The sequence below is a fragment of the Candidatus Firestonebacteria bacterium RIFOXYD2_FULL_39_29 genome (assembly GCA_001778375.1).
Lineage (GTDB): Bacteria > Oederibacteriota > D2-FULL-39-29 > D2-FULL-39-29 > D2-FULL-39-29 > D2-FULL-39-29.
Genome location: MFGV01000022.1, coordinates 79,835 through 99,585, shown reverse-complemented (window position 1 = coordinate 99,585; position 19,751 = coordinate 79,835). Strand labels below are relative to the sequence as shown.

The following is a 19,751-nucleotide window of genomic DNA, read 5'->3' as shown; positions in this document are numbered from 1 at the left end:
GATATTAAAACTCCTTGATGTAAACCTAGCCCCCAGAACCCAGCACCTAGCGCCATTATTTATTGTTTTTTTTTCCGAAAATATTTTCAAACCGCAATTGCCAGGGTATAAGCAAAGCCTCAATAACAATGTTCCTGTTTAGTTTGGAGGTGCCGCTGTGCCGGTCAATAAATATTATCGGGATCTCGCATATTTTAAAACCACTTTTACGAGCGCGGTAATTCATTTCTATTTGAAAAGAGTATCCGTCACTTTTTATTTTGTCCAGATTAACAGCTCTTAGCACTTCAGCTTTAAAGCACTTAAAACCGCTTGTGGCATCCTTAACCGGCAAACAAAGTATTATTCTCACATACAAATTAGCAAAAATAGAGAGTAATAATCTTTTTAACGGCCAATTTACGACACTTATACCATTGATATATCTGGAACCTATCACCAAATCATAGCTGCCCGCTTTTTCAATAAACAGAGGTAGTCTTTCCGGGTTATGTGAAAAATCAGCATCCATTTCGAATATAAAGTCATAACCCTTCTCCAGGGCATATTTAAATCCCGCAACATAGGCTGAGCCAAGGCCCTGTTTTCCCTCACGGTGCAAAACCTTCAGCCGTGGTTCACCCAGAGCCATCTTATCTGCGATATTTCCCGTACCATCAGGAGAATTATCGTCCACAATTAAGATGTTGATTTCCGGAGCAAATTTAAAGACACTCTCAATAAGCTTTTCTATGTTTAAAAGCTCATTATATGTCGGAATTACTGCTAAATATTTCATCGTGTATGCTATTTTGCTTCTTTTACAAATTTTACATTGTCAAAATAGAAAACACCTGAACCTTTAATAATAAGCTGTGCCTTATTAATATTTGCCCATTTACCTTCACGCGTATCGGAAACAAATTCCGAGTCTTTCACTGTGATTTGAACCCATTCACTCTTATCGGCATTTATTGTCTGTGAAGTCCATTTTTTCCATTTAGAATCAAATAGGTTTATAGCTATTGACCCCTTACCTTTCTCAACAAAAACATAAAAAGAAACGGCATTATTCAGAGCCATTACATTCTCGGAAGAGAGCGTAATCTGAGCAAATTTCTTTTCGTTTGCCGGATTCTGAGAATACGCCAGTTTCGCACTCTTTTTTCCGGTTTTAAATTTTTTACCATCCTGCACAAGAAGAATTTTATCTTCCACTGTTTCTTCCATGCCGGAAGCATCTCCAATATAGGAAGAAGCCTTCACTGTAAACGGTTCAGCTTCAAAGTCCTCTAAAACAGCTTCTGCAGCTTTTACCCCTGCAGGTTTTACTGTTTCAGGCATCACAACTTTTAAATCCTTAGGTACTTCCTTAACAGCCGCATTTTTATTTACCGGAGCAGTTGTCTTCTTTTCGGTATCCGCCGAAAAGCCATATGCCGCAAGAACCGACAAAAGAGCTATTACCGATACTGTTTTTTTCATACTGTCCTCCTGAATTTAATTATCTCTAACGAAACACCATTTTACCTTTATTGATCACCGATTAGAGTATTATCAAACAATAACTACGTTTAACTTTCAGGCCGGGGCACCTCCTTTAAATAAGTATTTTACTTATCACTCCCGTAATCCCGACAGTAATTTTCTATCATCATCGCAAGCTATTTTTTCTCTATAATATTTTTTACGGTATTTTTAAGCTCGTCAAGATCACCTGATTTAATAAGATATTTTTCGGCAAGCCAGACATTACTGTTGTTTTCATAGCCGGAGTACGCAGAATTCAGTATTACCGGCGGAACTTTCCTGGCGGAATCCCTTGAAAGCTTTTCTAAAACCGACAGGCCATCTATATCAGGAAGGCGAATGTCCAGGATTATTAAATCCACTGTATTTTTAGAAACCAATTCAAGCCCCTCCGCGCCGGTCGAAGCCAGCAACACATTATAGCCTTCTTCTTTAAAAGTTTCGGAGTACAGCTGCCTTATATTTTGCTCATCATCTACCACCAATATTGTTTTCATAGTTTATCCCATATTCTGAAAAGGCAAAATTATTTTTACAACAACTCCGGTAGAATTCGGAATTATCATAAGTTTTCCTTTGTGTTCTTTTACAATTTTCTCTGCAATAGGAAGCCCGAGCCCCATGCCGCCTTTTTTCGTAGTAAAGAAAGGTCTGATAATTCTATCAAGATTTTCGAGTTCAATCCGAGCCCCTTCGTCTTTTACCTCCAGAACAAAGCTATTATTTTCTATTCCGGCAGTTACCATTATTGGAGTTATTTCCGCCGCATCCAAGGCGTTTTCCATAAGATTAATTAACACCTGTTTAATTCTCTCACCGTCAGCTATTATCGGTTTTAATGTTTCCGAAATATCCACTTTAACAATATTTTTTGTTTTTCTGCCTGTTTCCACCAAAACAACTGCTTCTTCTACTACTTTTCTAACATTTATTGGCGCTAAAGTCAATTCAAAAGGCCTTACAAAATCAAGCACATCATGAATAATTCTTTCCAGACGTTTTACTTCATTTATTATTATTTCCATATGCCTCTGATTCTCCGGATGATTCTTCACTTTATCCATTACCATTTTGGCAAAACCGCCCACTGAAATCAAAGGAGTCCGCATTTCATGAGCTACTGTTGCCGCCATTTCTCCGATAACTGCGAGTTTCTCCGTTCTCATCAATATTTCCCTTGCTTCTTTAAGCCGTTCGTTTGTTTCTTCCAGTTCTTTTGCCCTTATTTCTAAATTCCGATAAAGCAAGGCGTTTTCAATGGCTAATCCCGACTGAAAAGCAAATCCTGACAGCAAATTCAGATATTCTATGGTTATTTCCTTATTATTTGCGAAGTTATCTGCAACAATAACACCTCTTACACTGGCTCCGGAAAAAATAGGAGCAACAGCAAAATATTCGGCTTTCCAAAAATTAAGAAAAGTCTTTGGTATTAAATCTCTGTATTTATAATCACAAACCACGGCTCTTCTTTCCTTCATGCAAATCGAGAAGACATTTTTTTCCGAAAGAGGAAGCATTATCTTTCCCGGTTTATATTTTTTTCCCGAAGCCTTAAAACCGCTTTCATATATATTTATAAGTTCAGGCAGATTTGCCGAGCTTACATCCAGGTTTGCTATTTCCTGCCAGACCCTGTAAGCTTCCTCCTTCGAAGCCGGAGAAACCATCATTCTGTCTTCCAAAAAAATTTCACTTTCGTCTACCATGAGAAGCATGGCCCTGTTAAACTGCAGTCCGTAACCGGCGGTTACACAAGTAAGTATAACATGAAGTGTTTTATCAATCTCTATCGTGCTCTGGACTAAACTGCTGATCTTTCGAAATAATAGGTTTTGCGCCTCACTCTTTTCCAGTTCTGAGTAAAGCTGATTAATCAGCCCCATAAACCCGTTTTCTGTATCTGTCTGTGTTTGCCTTTTAAATATCTCACAAGAGAGGCACTTCTTAAAAGCACTTGATGATTCCATCCCGTTAAGACAATGTTTATTTCCGGAAGTTGCCCAGCAGTAGATATCCTTCCTGCCAAAAGCAGGACAGGATTTTTCCCCGCACTTCATATGTTCCCAACAATTTAATTTATCCGGCACTTATCCTCCGCCTAGGCGGATTTCGCAAAGAGTTTATGGTTAGTTATTTAAACCTTTGCTCAACTCCCCTATATTCACTTTCTTCACTGTGATTACTGCACTTTCTGTACTTGCTTCACTTACTTCCTTTGCTCAACTTTCTTTACTTATTTTCTTTCCATAAAAATATTTTTCTATCACCTGCAAAGCATAAATATCTAAAACCTTCTTTATCCTGTGAAAAAGCAGGAGTACGATAGATTAACGACGGTTCTTTAGCAAGATCCACAGGAAAACCGGGAGCTAAAGCTCCGTCATGCGTAAAGGCATAAAGTAACGCATCCCTGCAACCGATAATTGTTTCCAGTTTTTTGTCCCCGATTATATCTGCAAGCAGCGGATTGTTACACATCCATCCCTTTGTTTCGGCAGGCCAAAACGGATAAGCTTCCCCCGTTGAGTTTATGGCCCAGACTTTGTTTCCAAGATTAGTCCCGACTACTATTTCTTTAGCTCCGTTTCCCGACAAATCACCGATCACAGCAACTGATTGAATATTACTTTTTAAATTAACGGGAAAACCCATCAGAGCCTCTCCGCTTCCTTTCCAGGCATAGAGGTAACCGGATTGGGCATTATTGCAGCTTCCTATAACAATCTCCGGTTTACCGTCGCCGTCAAGATCACCTATAGTCGGAGTTACATAAAATACATCACCTTCTATGGCAGAAACAGGCCAGCCTTTTGCAGGAGCCCCATTTGGCTGCCAAACATAAAGTTTTCCGCTGACAGAAGCAATCAGAAGCTCCGATATCTTATCTTGATTAATATCTGCAACTACCGGAGTAGAAAGCCATTGCGAAGTCCCTCCCTCCGGCAAAACGTATTGAGGCCATCCGGGAAAGGTGCTGCCATCTTTTCTGAAAACATACACTATTCCTGTATTCGCACCATTTACGGGTATTATCGTTGCCGCTATTATTATTTCTTTCTGTCCGTCCCCGTCCAAATCGGAAACGGCAGCAGAGGTGCCAAGATCCGCAGAACCTTTGATCTTCCAGGGTGTATTAAACTTTGTTTTGCCTTCTTTATCAAACACATAAATATTCATAAGATCCGGGCCTGTTTTTGTGGTAACCACAATTTCAGGTAAACCATCACCGTCAATATCGGAACAGGAAGGGGTATTCTCGCATCTTTCAGTAACAGGAGCCGGCCACCCCGGAAGAAGCTTGCCTTTTTTATCCAGTACATATATTTTAGATGTAGTAGCAGCTACAACTTCCGGCTCCCCGTCACCGTCAATATCAGAAAAAACCGGGGAAGAGTAGACAAACTGGCCTTCGGCTTCATAAGGAAATCCGCCTGCAAGATAATACGATTCACCTCCTGCTGCTTCTACTTTGGATGATACTAAACCGGGGAAAAGAAACAAGCACAGAAGAAGATTTAAACCGTATTCCTTAATTTTATTAAAAAGTGTTTTATAGTCTATTTTTAATATTTTTGCCGCCTTTGTTTTATTCCCGCCGGTTTCTTTCAATACTTTTATGATATATTTTTTTTCATATTCAGCCGCTGCTTTTTTTCCGACTTCAAGAAGTCCCATCCCGTTCTCCATAATATTCCCGTTGGCTGCGCCATCCAGGCCCTGCGGCAAATGTTCAGGCAGTATTTCTTCCGTTGAAAGAAGAACAGCACGCTCCAGAACATTTCGAAGTTCTCTTACATTTCCCGGCCACAAATATTTCATAAGTCTGTCCGCGGCACCTTCAGAAATTTTCGGAGCTTTTTTTCTCTGATTTTTAGCAAATTTTCCCGAAAAATAAGAGGAGAGCATCAGAATATCTTCGCCCCGCTCACGAAGCGGAGGGATAATGATTGTAAATACATTTAATCTATAAAGCAAGTCTTCTCTGAATTTATTTTCCTTAACCGCATTTTCAAGATCTATATTACTCGCCGTGATAAGGCGTGCGTCGATTTTTGTGGTTTCTTTTCCTCCTATTCTTTCAATTGTTTTTTCCTGTAAAAACCGGAGAAGTTTTTTTTGGACATCACCCGTAAGATTTCCCACCTCATCCAAAAAGAGAGTGCCGCATTCCGCAAGCTCTATGCGCCCCTGTTTTCGACCTACTGCTCCGGTAAAAGCCCCCTTTTCATATCCAAAAAGTTCGGATTCCACAAGATTCTCGGGAAGCATAGCACAATCAATCGCAATAAGAGGCTGGGAAGCCCTCCTGCTCTTCATATGAATAAAACGGGATAACAGCTCTTTTCCTGTTCCGCTCTCCCCTACAAGTAAAACTGTTATATCCGAAGATGCAGCTTTTTCCGCAAGCCCCAGTGTTTTTCTCATGCAAGAGCTCTTATAGACAATCGGGTCTTCTGCTAAACTTTCATTCAGATAACCGGCTAAACCTGTTACTTCACTTGAAAGTTTTTTTGTTTTCAGGATATTTTTAGCTACAATTGCAATACGATCTTTTACCGAATCCTTGGTTAGATAATCCTCGGCGCCTAATTTTATCGCTTTTACCGCCGCTTCCGCATTATTATACGCAGTAAGCATAATTACAGGAAGTTCAGGACGTGTTTCTTTAATTTTTTTCAGGGCTTCATAACCGTCTTTTTCTTCAGGCATCATAAGGTCAAGATAAACCAATTCTATTTCTTCTTCTTTCACCGCAAAGAGCGCCTCTTTTATCGAAGAAGCTTCAATAACACAAAACCCTTCCTCCTTTAAGGTTTCTGCAATAAACCAACGGCTTTTAGGTTCATCATCTACAATCAATATCTTAGTCATATTCTTCCCCTTTTTTCTAAAAAGATTCCACATCCTCCAGTTATATAGGACGGATCTTTCGAAGAAATTGCAAAGCTACTAGATTCCGCTTCCGCCTGAGGCGGACAGGGATACAAACCTTGATCAACTTCCTTCACTTTTTCCACTTTACTTACTTTCATTGTTTCCCTTACTTATTTATTACTATCAGTTTTAAAAACAGGAAACTGCTCTCCGACAGGAAGCTTTACCGTAAACTTTGAACCTTTCCCAACTTCGCTCTCCACCAGGATTTTTCCATTATGTTTTTGTATTATTTCATAGCAGAGTGACAGTCCAAGCCCTGTACCTTTTCCCACTTCTTTGGTAGTATAAAAAGGTATAAATATTTTTTTCAGGGTTTCCTTGTCCATACCCGATCCGTCGTCTGTTATTATTATATTTACATATTCTTTATCCCAAAATGTTTTAATCGAAATACTGCCGGACTCTTTCATCTCCAGGACGGCATCCATCGCGTTATTCGAAAGATTTATTATTATCTGTTGAATCTGGTTTTTATTCGCCCAAATTAAAGGAAGATCAGCAGCAAGCTCCTTTTTAACTTCTATATTCCTTACCTTAGAAAGAGCGTTTACCAGAGTGAGAGCGCTTTCTACAGTCTGATTTACATCAATCTCTTCTTGTACGGCTTTCTGGGTTCTGGAATAAGTCAGAAGGTCATCTATTAATCTCTTACTCCTTAATGCCTCCCGCTCTATAGCTTTAAGCGGTTTATAAAAAATATCTGTTTCAGCTATACGCTTTGCAACACTTTGTGCATATCCCAGAATAACGGTCATGGGATTATTTATCTCATGCGCAACCCCGCCGGCAAGCTTCCCGATGGCCGCCATTTTTTCGGTCTGCAGCAGCCTTTCCTGCGCTTCTTTTAAATCATTATAAGCAGTCGTAAGTTCTTTTGATTTCATATCCAGATCTTCCATTATATTCAAAGACGCAAGCTGTGTAAGTTCCAGATCGTGATAAGTCTCCTGCAATTCGGCTATCTTAACTTCTTCTTCCTTCTCTATTTTAAGGAACTCACGGATATCATTAAAAATAATAATAATCCAGGAAATCTCTCCGGTCTTTTCACTCCGGGCTGTGACAGAGAAGGAAACAGTTACAAACTGCCCGTTTTTTGCTTTTATCTTTGTCTTCCCGCTTCCCGGACTAAGAATTTCCAGAAGATCGTGATTACTCTTTATTCTTGCACCGATATCTTGTTCAAAAATCAAGGCAATATCATGTTCGATGAGTTCTTTTTTTTCATACCCGAGTAATTTATTAACAGCCGGATTTACCAGCACAATATTGTTGTATTTGTTAACTACAAACAGCATATCATCAATAATATCTATAATCTGATTTGAAAGAATAGATGCCGAAGGAAGCTTTTTTTGAAATCTGATATAAGAGAACCAGACTGCAATAATCCAGATTAAACCGATAGCCTGTTCCGAAAAGGGCAAGCGGTGTATTAAGCCTTTGGAAAACAATATAGTCCCGAGTATAATAAAAAACATAATAGAAAAAGCTATAAAGAATATCATTGACAGGTGCTTTTTCTGTAAATAATTTCCTCTCGCTGATACATTTTTATAGTAATACAAAAAACCAAATGTCACGGATATCACAAAGTAAACAAGATGTATCCACGGCCAGACAGAAGATAGATTAATCTGTTCAACATAACCGTACTTTGCGGAAGTAAAACCTTTCAGGGCAAACATACCGGTAAAACTTTTAAAATATAAAACGGACAGAAGCAGAGCCAGAACACCCAGGTATTTAAAATAATCAAATTCATTCTCATTTTCAGCCAGAGCAATAAAGATCAGCCCAACAGCTCCTGGAACGGCCAGAAAACCGAGTGACGCAATTCTATACCAGAAAAGAACAGCATTTGGTTCTGCTGAATTGTTTAAAAACAAATAAGCGCCTGTCCACAAAACATAGCAAAAACCAAAAAAAACCAAAGAGTATTTTACCCGGGAACTTACCCTCATGAACAAAGCATAAGCAGTCAGATAAACTGCCAGTACAAAAACAATTATTCCAAAAATATTATACATCGCCATGCAACCTCGCTTTAACCGATTCTGCTTTAATATTTTCCAGCTCTTTTAAGAGTTTTTGCTTCTGGTCGTCTCTTTTTCCTGTTATCTTTTGAAACCTCTCCATGAAATCTCTCTTCTTCTTCAACTCCGCAAAAGTACTGCTCATTTCCCTGTTTTTCTCTTTTTGTCTTTCGATATAACCAAGTATTTCACTGACATCGCTTGCAACAATTACCGCGCCGGAAAATCCTATCTTTTCCACTCTTACACAGGAAACATTAAATTCAACAGGAATTCGTTTTCCGCTGCTTGTTTTTAAATAACCTTCACATTGTCCGGAGATGTTTTCTTTTGATTCATACCCGCAAATTGTGCATTCCAGCATATTTGCATTGATAAAAACAATATCTTTCAACTTCTTTTTTAATAGTTCCTGCTGGGGATACCCCAGTATTTTGACAGCAGCCTGGTTGACTTCAACCAGCGAGTCATCTTTATTGTCTGATAAAATAAATATTTCAGACATGTTCTTAATAATATTTTTAGCGGCAATATCCCTTGTATCCAGGAGCCGGTAACGGAATACTGCCAAACTGTAAACGGACAAAATAAGCGTCTGTAAAACAGTACCCATAAAGTGATTATATTTAAAACTGCCGCCGCCAAGACAGGCGTAAATTATATAACCGGAAAGAAAAATCAGAGTATTCCCAGCTGTCAGGAATTTAGCCTGTTTTTTTTCCAATTCACTTTTTGCATTTCTATACCAGTCAATACAGAGAACTATTGCGGTAAAAAGTGCCAGCGAGGAAAATACACCATACGCAACCATCCAGCGACTTACCGACCTTACTTGCACATAGCCGAATTCGCTAAGACTGAAACCGCTTATCAAAGTATCTTTATGCAAACTGACAAATCCAAACAGCAGGGACAACCCGAAAGAAACAGAAAGTATTTTGTTATTATACTTTTGCCCTCTTCCCGATATGACAAGAATAAAATGCAGTGTCATAGAAGGAAGAAATGAATTAACAAAAGTGGTAAAAGAATACCAGAACCAAAGGCCTCTCTCAGAAATCTTATCCAGGGGAAAAGAGGCGTAAATCCTGAAAAGCATCGTCAGAGCTGCAATAATTATATAACAGCAAAACACATATTTGAGTTTGGGACGAATATCCATAAGAAAAACGTTTACAGCCAGGAATATCAATGCCAAAAAGAGCATAAAAGAAGCACTTAAAAAATAGTTCATGCCGGATCTCTTTTTTTCGAATATTTTTCAGCTTTTCCCGCTGCAGCATATTCCATATTTATACTTTTCTTTAACGCAATCATCTCCAACTCTTCTCTTATTGTTTCTTGCTGAATATTTCGAAATGCTGTCTCTTCCTGCTTTAGCAGCATATAAGCCGCTTGAATTTCTTTATCCTTCTGAAATTCCTGTTCCTGCATCTTTATTATTTTTCTAACGTCATGAAGAGTCGCCAAATAACCCTGAAACAACCCGGCATGATCCTTAAGTATTGATACCGAAAAATTAACAGAGAGAAGCTCGCTTTTGCCACTGAGATTGATAAAATGCTGTTTTATTATTTTTGTTTTTTCTGCTTCTCTCCCTTCTAAAAATAATTTTTTTACGACATCCTCATCAATATGATCAGCCAGTTTTTTCTGCAAAAGCTCTTCTTTGCCATACCCCAGCATTTCCGTTGCGGCTTTATTGACAAAAAGAAATTTCCCATCCTTATCCATTATTATTATACCATCCTGTATTGTTTCTAAAGCATCTTTCGCTACGTCTTCTATCGTGGGTTTCAAAAAACTATAATTTTCTATAACATACCAGGCTCCAAAAACCACTACTATCGTAAAAATAGGTCCCTGCGTGGGTAAACTAAAACCGTATTTTGGCAGAAAAATATTTGTAACCGCAATAAGAGCAAAGGCAAAAACACTTATTCCGGATATTATCTTCATAATTCTTTTTTCTTCTTTAGTTCCTTTTTTTTGTATCACCAGAAAATATACAATAGACGAGCCTATAATCGCCAAAATGTAATACATTAAAAATATATAATCCCACCGGGTTGAGAAAGTTCCGGCTTTTTGCCAACCCTGCAGGCCCAAATGAAATCCGGTTGTAAAAAGACTATGAGAGAAGGACCAGTATAGAAAAAAAAGACCCGGAAAACCAAAAACAGCATACAGAATGTGCGTTTTGAATTTAACATACCTCAGCATAATATTATTAAATAACATTACCAAAAAAAAAGGGAATGTAATAAAACCAAGAGAAGAAATTCTATACCAAAAAAGAGCCGCAGCCTCATTTGGACTTATATATACAAATGAACTTCCGAACGCCCACACAGAAAAACACAAATTAAGATTAAAAAATATTATATTTATCTTCCCTTTGGGATTAAATAACAAAGCTCGCAGCCCCAGAAAGAGATAAACAAAAATCAAGACCTGATTTATGGCCGAATACAAGTTCACCCTTGCCCCTCCAGTAAAACAGTATTACGGCACTTTATTGCATTTATAAGCTTTTTCTACGGATGCAATTACTTCATCTATATGAAAAGGTTTACTGATAAAGCCGCTTGCGCCAAAACGCATACTGTCATTATAATTTGACTCTTCACCGTAACCTGTCATCATAATGACTTTAATATCAGGATTATGTTTTTTAGATTCCTTTAAAACCTGAATTCCTGTAGCTTTTGGCATTCTAATATCACACAGAAGGATATCAAACTTTTCTTTTTTTATCTTTTCTATAGCCTCCTGTCCATTTACGGCTGTTGATACAGAGTAACCCTGCAATCCAAGCTCTAATTCAAGAAGGTCCCTTATCCCGGGTTCATCATCTGCAATAAGAATCTTTGCAATAATTTGTGCAATCATTATTTCCTCCCTAATTTTTCAGTTATTTCTGCAAGTATTTTTTCTATATCTTCCAGCCTGCCTGCCCCGGTATCTCCGCAAGCCAGTTTGCCCGTACCGGGTCCAATAAATTGGAACCCAAATTTCTTTAATTTGTTCACATTATCTTTTACAATTTTATTACCCCACATAGCCGTATTCATAGCCGGACAGATTAAAACCGGGACTTTTACGCAAAGCGCCGTGGTCGTTAAGGGGTCATCCGCCAGTCCGCCTGCAAGTTTACCGATAACATTTGCCGTTGCCGGCGCGATAACTAAGAGATCGCATTTTTTTGCCAGTTCGACGTGCTCCACCTGCCACTCTTCTTTGCCCAGAAGCTTGAACATATCAGTGTAAACAGGCCTTCCTGACAGAGTCTGAAAAGTGAGCGGTGTCACGAACTCACACGCATTTTTAGTCATTATGACATTAACTTCCGCGCCCGCCTGAGACAACTTGCTCACAAGGTCGCATGTCTTGTATGCCGCTATCCCGCCGCAAATCCCGACTATTATATTTTTACCTTTCAGCATTCCTTCACCTCGTCAGCAGTTCTACAATCTCTTTGGCAATGTTTTCTTTTCCGGAAATATTACCTTTAATAAATCCGCTTTTTCCTATTATCATCGCGGTATGTTTTTTTTCTTTTACACTTTTAAAATCATTAGCGACCACATACTCCGCGCCGCTTTTTTTAATAAGTTCCCGCGCGCTTTTAAGTAACCCGCCTTTTTTCGCATTATACTCGAGCTTAAACCCGACCAGTTTGGTTTGCGGGGCTATTTTCTTTATCTCATTTATTATTTTGGGCGACCTGAGCAGTTTTATATGCCAGCTTTTTTTATCCGACTTTACTTTCGCCTTTATTTTTTTCGGCGCTATATAATCGAGAACCGCCATGGCGTGCACGACTGCCTGCGCCCCGCTTTTTAACTCTTTCTTCAGCGCCCGGAGCAATTCGTCCACCGTCTCAATTTCTATTTTTTTAACTCTTTTGTCTGCGGCAAAAATACTGCCCTTGCCGTAAAGCTGTACCACCTGATGCCCCTGCAAAGCGGCCCTTGCGGCAATCAAGCTCCCGAGTACCCCGGTCGAGTAGTTGGAAATATATCTTATCTCGTCCAGGTAAGATCTTGTTGGCCCGCTTGTTACGATAATTTTCATAACAAGAACACCGCAAAATCAGAATCCTTAGCCGTCATCACTTCCAGAATACTCTCTTCACCTGTTGCTTTATTTTGTACGCGCACCTTCACTTTTTGAGTTTTATCCGGCACATCGCCGTACCTTGCCGTAATGCCGGCGGCGAACTCCAGCTGCTTCTTTGCATTGGCTCCGGCCATAATGGAAAATGGTCCGTTAAAATCCTCAAGCCAGAGCGTATAGCTTTTTTCCGCCTTGAACTGTTCCAGTATCTCGTTTTCCGCTTTATTCCTGCCTACCACAAGTTTTGCTTCTTTCTCCAACCGGAAATGCCGGCCGTATTTCAAAAAAGCAACGTCTTTAGAATCAAACTCCGGTTTATTCTCCAGTAAATCCTTGATACGTCTTGAAAACTGCGGATCAGTAAGCAAACATCCGCCCGCAGGGCAGGAAAAATCCTTCATTCCCTTATTCGCGGCAAAACTCATCTGCTCTTTTCTTCCCCGGCCTGAAATATTTTTTAACTTTACCCTGTCAACCCAGCCTTCTTTTTCAGGAACAGTCTCAGGCATAGAAAGCGCGCTTAAAGGGCGAAGTACCAGATTCGAAAGCCCTGCTTCTTTTTCTATCAAAAGCATAGTTTTTTTATGCTGCGACATCGGTCTTTGATCCACCACTTCCCCGGTAATGATAAAGGAAGCTCCGATATTCTCCATTAATTCTTTTGCTTTTCTGAAAGCATAAATCCTGCAATCAATACATACATTCATATTACTTCCCCGGCCGTGCGCCGGCTTTTTAACTATTTCAATATAGTCCTCACCTTTTGCGATAATATGGAGCTTAATTCCTGCCGCTTCGGCAACTTTAGATGCAGGCACGCAGCCTCCGCCCTTTCCGCCGCACGTGCAAAAAAGAGAAGTAAAATGAACGGCTTCCACGTCAATATTATGTTCTTTCATCATAACTAAAGCCACCGCACTGTCTAGCCCTCCTGATAAAAGGAGAAGTGCTTTCTTTTTTTCCGTCACTTAGTTAATCCTTTTTCAATCAGAACCTTAATCTTAGACAGGACTTCCTCACGTTTCAGTGTAATCTCTTCATTTGTCTTTCTTATTTTTATCTCAAAAACACCGTCATTTACAGCTTTATTTCCAATTGTCACTCTAAGAGGAATACCGACAAGCTCCGCATCTTTAAATTTAAATCCCGCGCTCACATCCCTGTCATCAAGGATAACCTCAACGCCTGCCGTTTTGAACTCTTCATATACGGAATCGGCGATTGCCTTTACTTTCTCATCGTTGTAATTTAAAGCGATAATTACAACGTGATAAGGCGCGATAGCCATAGGCCAGATTATCCCGTTCACATCATTCCCCTGTTCTATCGCCGCGCCGATGATCCTGGTAACCCCGATACCGTAACAGCCCATCACCATCGGTTTTCTTTTGCCATCCTCATCGAGGAACTCCGCCTTCATTGCCTTGCTGTATTTAAGCCCGAGCTTAAAAGTATGCCCGACCTCAATTCCTCTGAGCGCCGTCAAAACTTTTCCGCATTTAACACAAGTGTCACCCGCGCCCGCGGACCTGAGATCTATAAATTTATTTATCTTAAAATCCCTTTCAAAATTCGCATTGATGTAGTGTGCGTCTTTTTCATTCGCACCTATCACAAAGTTTTTCATTTTCAAAACCGCGTTATCCGCGAATATCTTCATACCAGAAAGGTTAACCGGCCCCGCAAATCCGACCGGCGCTTTTGAAGCCGCTTCCACTTCTTCCGGCGTCATCATCACAAGTTCAACCGCTTTCAGGAAGTTCTTAAGTTTATGTTCATTAAGCTCGTCGTCGCCTTTGATAAGAGCCGCAACAGGCTTGCCGTCCGCCATATAAAGGAGCGTCTTTACAAGCTGCGAAGGAGTTTTCTTTAAGAAAGCAGTTACCTGCTCAACAGTATGCTGTCCGGGTGTGCCTACTTTCTCAAGAGGTTTTAATTCTTCTTTATCATTTCCGCAAAAAGGCGAAACACCTTCCGCTTTTTCCCTGTTAGCCGCGTAACCGCAAGCCGGACAATTAATAATTACTTCTTCTCCTGTATTTGCCAGCACCATAAATTCATGCGAAAAACTTCCCCCGATATTCCCGGTATCCGCTTCCACGGGCCGGAAATCCAGGCCGCAGCGGGTGAATATATTTTTGTACGCCTCAAACATTATTTTATAACTTTCTTCCGCACACTCTTCATTCCGGTCAAAAGAGTAAGCGTCTTTCATAATAAATTCCCGGCAACGCATCACGCCAAAGCGCGGACGTATCTCATCCCTGAATTTATTCCGTATCTGATAAAAATTCTTCGGCATATCACGGTAGGACCTGATCTCCGTCCGTGCAAGATCTGTGACCACTTCTTCGTGTGTAGGACCAAGCGCGTACTCCCTATTTGCCCTGTCTTTTACTCTGACAAGTTCCTTGCCATAGAGGTTCCACCTGCCGGTCTCTATCCAAAGCTCCGCCGGCGTCATAATAGGCATTAAGATCTCCAGCGCCCCCGCATTGTCCATCTCTTCCCTGATTATTTTTTCTATCTTGTGATAAACCTTAAATCCGATAGGAAGAAAATTATAAAGCCCCGAAGCGACTTTCCGTATCATCCCCGCCTTGAGCATGAGCTTATGACTGATGATTTCCGCCTCAGCCGGTACTTCTTTGAGTGTAGGTATTAGTGCCTTACTCCATCTCATACTATAATCCTCTCTAATATATTTTTATTGCTACAAGCTAAAAAAATGTCCATAAAAGTCTATAAGGTCTATAAAGTCCGTAACGTCTCACATTAATGTAGCATTATGAACTAAAATACTTCCTTTCTTAGCTTTTCACCTTATAAACCTTACAAACTTTATTAACCTTATAAACTCGTGCTTATTATTTTACCACATATAAGGAAATATTTCCATAGTTGACTGGCAAGGCAAGACGCAGAAAACACATTGTTTTTTTTGCTGTTTTTTACTTATGGTGTTTTGATGTCGCATTATAAATTTCATTGTCAATATATTTTAATTCATGTATACTATGCTAGCTCAAGGAGAAATATAATGGAAGTCGCAAAAACCATGTTTATTATTATTAAGCATATTCTTATTAAGGAGACAATAAAATGAACAACAAAGATGCTTTGTTTGATCCCATCGGTGAAAAGGTTTTCAAAATCAGAGGCCAATATGTAATGCTGGATAGAGATTTAGCCGGATTATATGGCGTGGAAACAAAGCATTTAAACAGGCAAGTAAAAAGAAATCCTGAACGGTTTGAAGGTGATGATTATATGTTTCAATTAACCCAGAAAGAATATAGTGAAATCTTGAGGTGCCAAATTGGCACCTCAAGATGGGGCGGTCAAAGATATGAACCCTACGCTTTTACAGAACTTGGTGTTTCAATGTTGTCCAGTGTATTAAACAGCCCTTTAGCTATCAGAGTAAACAGACAAATCATGCGGTATTTTGTCTATATGAGAAATTTAGAGTTAAATAATAATGATTTTAGAAAATTCGTTGAAGCCAAACTGAAATTACACGATATTAATTTTGAGCTCATTCATTCTTTACTCGACAGCTTTCAAAAACGCTTAGTATTACCTCAAAAAAGTACAGGAAAATACGGCTTTCTAAAGTCCGGAGAAAAGAAAGACGAAAATAATTTAAAAAACAAAAAAGTACGTTAAAAAGACCTATTCAAGCGCAGAGGTCTGCCTTTTTTGTTTAGGCAGGTTTGTATTATTTCTCGACCTTTTCCCAGTCAACTTGAGGGGTAACTTGGGGGGTAGCTTGCGGGGTGACAGGCGGAGTAAGGCAAAAACGAGAAGGATCTATTAAACATCTTTTAATATCAAAACCGAGCGGAACCGAGTACATTCAAGCGAGTCCTTTATTGTGTCTCCGTCTGGTATTTATCCTCCTAATTTTAAGGGCTGCCCTTTATTTCATATCCGTTTCTTCCAAACCTGTTGTCTGCTCTAAATGAAGTTTTCCGTCTTCTGAATATCTTTTTATTATAAACTCTCCCTCTCGTTTAATCGGAGTGGGTTCAACCTTCTCTTTATACATTTTAGCCAAGGCACTTACTATGGTCCCTTCTACCTGAACTTTTACTTTGCAATATTCTTTTCCAATAACAATATCCTGGATTGTTACCTTTGCTATCGCAATCTTTCCAAAGAAGTTCTCATCCTTACTGGTCTCATAGTAATTCTTTACAAGCTCCGGGGCTGCTTTCCTTATCTCACTCTCCGAATATTTCGCACATCCCGCAAAAAACAGTACCGCAACGACCAAACCAACAAGTTTCTTCATAAATCCTCCTGAAATCTGAAATACACATAGATTAAAGCTGATATTTCTTATTTTTTTAATTAAGGACTGCCCGCCGTTTTCCTATTGACTTTTCATATTTACTATAATTTTTCAGGAATATTTGAGAGTAATTTGCTTTCGATCCGCCAAACACATTGCTCACAAGTTGAGCAAAGGTTTAAATATATGTCCATAATCCCTTTGCGAAATCCGCATAGGCGGAGGGTGAAACGGAGACAGCTGAGGAATTACTAGGCAGCCCGTTATTTTATGATTACATTATTATTTCACCCGCACATTAGTATTATAGTATTTTAAAAATTGTTTTCAAGTGGCTTTAATGGGGCACTTGGAGTTTTCCGGAAGTTGCTTATTTGCCTCTGAGCAAATAGTGGACAAAATGACAGCAGACCTTGTATAATTGATTATATTACAGCAAAGCAACGGAGGCTCTTATGATAAAAGCATTTGCACATATTTGTTTTAACGTTTCCAATCTTGAAGAATCAATTCATTTTTATTGCGATATCCTGGGACTAAAGCGCGGGTTTGATTTTGTAGATAAAAAAGGGTGTATTTTCGGGGTATATCTGCATGTGGGCGGCAGGAGTTTTATAGAATTATTTAAAGGCGAGCCTAAAAAGATCCAAAATGCCGGGCCTTACGGGCATTTTTGCCTTGAGGTTGATAACTTAGAGAAAACCGTGAAAGAGTTAAAAGCAAAACAAATTAAAGTTACCGATATTATGCTTGGCTCAGATAACGCTTATCAGGCGTGGATAGAAGACCCTGACGGCAATAAGATTGAACTTCATTATTATACTCCAAAAAGTAAGCAGCTGGATTCATTTAAATGACATTTATTGACTTGGTAAAACACAGATTTTCCTGCAGAAAGTTTTTGAATACGCCGGTGGAAAAAGAGAAGCTGGAACAGTGTCTGGAGGCGGCCCGTCTGGCCCCTTCGGCGTGCAACTCCCAGCCTTGGAAGTTCATTGTGATCACCGACCCGGTCTTAAAAGAAAAAGCGTGCGCCGCGGCATTTAACGGGCAGTACTCCGCCGGCTCTTTCGCAAAAATAGCCCCCGTCCTTGTAATAGTCCTCTCCGAAAAAGGGAATTTTTCATCAAGGGTAGGAAATTTTGTCAGAGACACAAGATTTTATTTAATCGACATCGGAATCGCAGTGGAGCATTTCATCCTTCAAGCCTCAGAACTGGGACTTGGAACCTGTTGGATGGGGTGGTTTAATGAAACAGGACTTAAAAAAGCTTTGGGGCTTCCAAAATCAGCTAAAATAGATGTGATTGTTCCGGTAGGATACCCGGATCAGCTGTTACGCGAGAAGATAAGGAAGTCGAAGGAAGAAATCTCCTCCTATAATTCAATTACTAAGATCTAAATTCTAAGTACTAAACAAACCTTAAATCAAGCATTAAGACTTAAATTCTAAATCCTAAACAAAAGCATTGTACTTATATTAAATATCTTCCTTTTTAGTGCTTAGTGCTTTGACCTTAGTTATTGTTTTAAATTTAGTGCTTTATTCTTAGTGATTATATTTTAGTCTATCCGGTTTCCCTTAATGCCAATAGTAGCCTCTTTCATTGCAATATTTTTCCCCGATGTTTCTATCGCGGCTTCCACCGATTGAAGCAGTCCAAAACAGCACGGTACTTCCATATGGGCTACCGTTACGGACTTAATATCGTTTTCTTTTATAATTTGGCCGAGCTTCTCTGCATAAAGAGCGTTATCATCCAGTTTCGGACAGCCGATAAGAAGTATTTTACCCTTCAGCAAATCCTGATGGAATTTCGGATAAGCAAAAGGAACGCAGTCCGCGGCAATCAGTAAATCTGCGCCGTTAAAATACGGGGCATGCACAGGAACAAGCATTATCTGCACCGGCCAGTTCTGAATCTCCGGTTCAATCGCAATTTCAGCTTTTGCCGCGCCTCCAAGCATCTGAGCCTCCGAGCCTCCGCTCTTACGCCTCAGGTCCTGCATCCTGCTTCCGGGACAACCGCCGCCGTGTTCATGTCCTTCTTCGCCATGAACCAGCTCAGGAACATTTATCTCCGGATTGTTCTCCGTCAGATATTCTATTGCCTGGCGGAGGAGCTCTTTTTCCCCATGGTCTCTAAGATGTATCAAATGCGCCTTAACGGTATTTTTTCCCTGCGCAGCAATATTTGCCATAACTTTTTTTTCATCATACTTTTCCGCTTCCCTTTCTTCAATAATAATTGCGTCCTCAGGACAATGGCCAAGACAGGCCCCGAGTCCGTCACAGAAAAGATCGGAAATCAAGCGGGCTTTACCGTCTATTATTTGAAGTGCTCCTTCCGGGCAATTTGGAATACAAAGCCCGCATCCCGTACATTTATCCGCAACTATTTTAATTATCTTCCGTTTCGCCATATTTCCTCCCGCCCTCTATTATTTCCTTAAGGTTAATCCTTGAAAGCACAAGATAAGCGTACTCTTCAATTTCCCCGAGTTTCTTACTTAAGAAACAGCTGCTTTTATTAATACATATTTTCTTCTTAAAAACACATTCATTAAGACAGACCCGGCCCTGAAAGAGCGATATAAGTTCCATCAGCATTATCTCTTCCGGTTTTTTAAGCAGAAGAAAGCCTCCCCCGGGCCCTTTTTTTGACGTCACAAAACCGTTCTTCCCCAGCAACTGCATGATTTTTCTCATAAAAGGCCACGGTATTTTTACATTTCGGGTAAGCTCCGCCGCAGATGCTTCTTTGCCTTTCTCTGCAAGGTATTTCAATGCTCTTACTGCATAGTCCGTACTCCTGATTATAAGCATATTTTCTCCTACTATATGATAC

19 protein-coding genes are annotated in these 19,751 nt (G+C 39.8%); 3 read left to right on the top strand and 16 right to left on the bottom strand.

Features of this window, described 5'->3' with window-relative positions:
• Positions 1-55: 55 nt before the first annotated feature.
• From A2536_02535 to A2536_02475, 13 genes are all read right to left on the bottom strand, one after another.
• Entirely contained in the window at positions 56-778 is a 723-nt protein-coding gene (locus A2536_02535) for a dolichyl-phosphate beta-D-mannosyltransferase (protein OGF47486.1), read from the bottom strand.
• 8 nt (positions 779-786) lie between these two features.
• Complete coding sequence (locus tag A2536_02530; GenBank protein ID OGF47485.1) at positions 787-1,464, bottom strand: hypothetical protein; 678 nt, start codon at positions 1,462-1,464, stop codon at positions 787-789.
• 179 nt (positions 1,465-1,643) lie between these two features.
• Positions 1,644-2,006: a hypothetical protein gene (locus A2536_02525; protein OGF47484.1), complete on the bottom strand. Its 363-nt coding sequence runs from the start codon at positions 2,004-2,006 to the stop codon at positions 1,644-1,646.
• Positions 2,007-2,009: 3 nt separating this feature from the next.
• Complete coding sequence (locus tag A2536_02520; protein ID OGF47483.1) at positions 2,010-3,599, bottom strand: hypothetical protein; 1,590 nt, start codon at positions 3,597-3,599, stop codon at positions 2,010-2,012.
• A 142-nt stretch (positions 3,600-3,741) separates the two neighbouring features.
• Positions 3,742-6,384: a hypothetical protein gene (locus tag A2536_02515; protein OGF47482.1), complete on the bottom strand. Its 2,643-nt coding sequence runs from the start codon at positions 6,382-6,384 to the stop codon at positions 3,742-3,744.
• Positions 6,385-6,557: 173 nt separating this feature from the next.
• Positions 6,558-8,480 (bottom strand): hypothetical protein, encoded by a 1,923-nt coding sequence (locus tag A2536_02510; GenBank protein OGF47481.1) that lies wholly within the window; start codon positions 8,478-8,480, stop codon positions 6,558-6,560.
• Positions 8,473-9,720, bottom strand: a complete 1,248-nt coding sequence (locus A2536_02505; GenBank protein OGF47480.1) for a hypothetical protein — start codon at positions 9,718-9,720, stop codon at positions 8,473-8,475. Before A2536_02505 ends, A2536_02510 begins: the two co-directional genes overlap by 8 nt.
• On the bottom strand, positions 9,717-10,967 hold the full coding sequence (locus A2536_02500) for a hypothetical protein (GenBank protein ID OGF47479.1): 1,251 nt from the start codon (positions 10,965-10,967) through the stop codon (positions 9,717-9,719). Before A2536_02500 ends, A2536_02505 begins: the two co-directional genes overlap by 4 nt.
• 24 nt (positions 10,968-10,991) lie before the next feature.
• Positions 10,992-11,378 carry a hypothetical protein gene (locus A2536_02495; GenBank protein ID OGF47478.1) on the bottom strand — a complete coding sequence of 129 codons (387 nt, stop codon included), beginning with the start codon at positions 11,376-11,378 and terminating at the stop codon, positions 10,992-10,994.
• Complete coding sequence (locus A2536_02490; protein ID OGF47477.1) at positions 11,378-11,932, bottom strand: hypothetical protein; 555 nt, start codon at positions 11,930-11,932, stop codon at positions 11,378-11,380. Before A2536_02490 ends, A2536_02495 begins: the two co-directional genes overlap by 1 nt.
• A 4-nt stretch (positions 11,933-11,936) precedes the next feature.
• A complete protein-coding gene (locus A2536_02485) occupies positions 11,937-12,563 on the bottom strand; it encodes a hypothetical protein (GenBank protein ID OGF47476.1) in 627 nt (208 codons plus the stop codon).
• Positions 12,560-13,507, bottom strand: a complete 948-nt coding sequence (locus tag A2536_02480) for a hypothetical protein (protein ID OGF47508.1) — start codon at positions 13,505-13,507, stop codon at positions 12,560-12,562. Before A2536_02480 ends, A2536_02485 begins: the two co-directional genes overlap by 4 nt.
• Before the next feature lie 62 nt (positions 13,508-13,569).
• Positions 13,570-15,288, bottom strand: coding sequence for a proline--tRNA ligase (locus A2536_02475; GenBank protein OGF47475.1), 1,719 nt, complete (start codon positions 15,286-15,288; stop codon positions 13,570-13,572).
• A 419-nt stretch (positions 15,289-15,707) separates the two neighbouring features.
• Between A2536_02475 and A2536_02470 the strand changes: the two genes are divergently transcribed.
• A complete protein-coding gene (locus tag A2536_02470; protein OGF47474.1) occupies positions 15,708-16,274 on the top strand; it encodes a hypothetical protein in 567 nt (188 codons plus the stop codon).
• A 253-nt stretch (positions 16,275-16,527) separates the two neighbouring features.
• Here the strand turns inward: A2536_02470 and A2536_02465 are convergent, their stop codons facing one another.
• On the bottom strand, positions 16,528-16,902 hold the full coding sequence (locus tag A2536_02465; GenBank protein OGF47473.1) for a hypothetical protein: 375 nt from the start codon (positions 16,900-16,902) through the stop codon (positions 16,528-16,530).
• Between the two features lie 455 nt (positions 16,903-17,357).
• Here A2536_02465 and A2536_02460 point away from each other — a divergent pair, with 455 nt between their 5' ends.
• Positions 17,358-17,759, top strand: coding sequence for a hypothetical protein (locus tag A2536_02460; protein OGF47472.1), 402 nt, complete (start codon positions 17,358-17,360; stop codon positions 17,757-17,759).
• Positions 17,756-18,304 (top strand): hypothetical protein, encoded by a 549-nt coding sequence (locus tag A2536_02455; GenBank protein ID OGF47471.1) that lies wholly within the window; start codon positions 17,756-17,758, stop codon positions 18,302-18,304. The genes A2536_02460 and A2536_02455 overlap by 4 nt, the downstream gene beginning before the upstream one ends.
• A gap of 161 nt (positions 18,305-18,465) precedes the next feature.
• Here A2536_02455 and A2536_02450 read toward each other — a convergent pair whose 3' ends face one another.
• The gene (locus tag A2536_02450; protein ID OGF47470.1) at positions 18,466-19,326 is read right to left on the bottom strand and encodes a 4Fe-4S ferredoxin; all 861 of its coding nucleotides are present in this window, start codon (positions 19,324-19,326) and stop codon (positions 18,466-18,468) included.
• A complete protein-coding gene (locus tag A2536_02445) occupies positions 19,304-19,729 on the bottom strand; it encodes a hypothetical protein (GenBank protein ID OGF47469.1) in 426 nt (141 codons plus the stop codon). The genes A2536_02450 and A2536_02445 overlap by 23 nt, the downstream gene beginning before the upstream one ends.
• Positions 19,730-19,751: the final 22 nt, after the last annotated feature.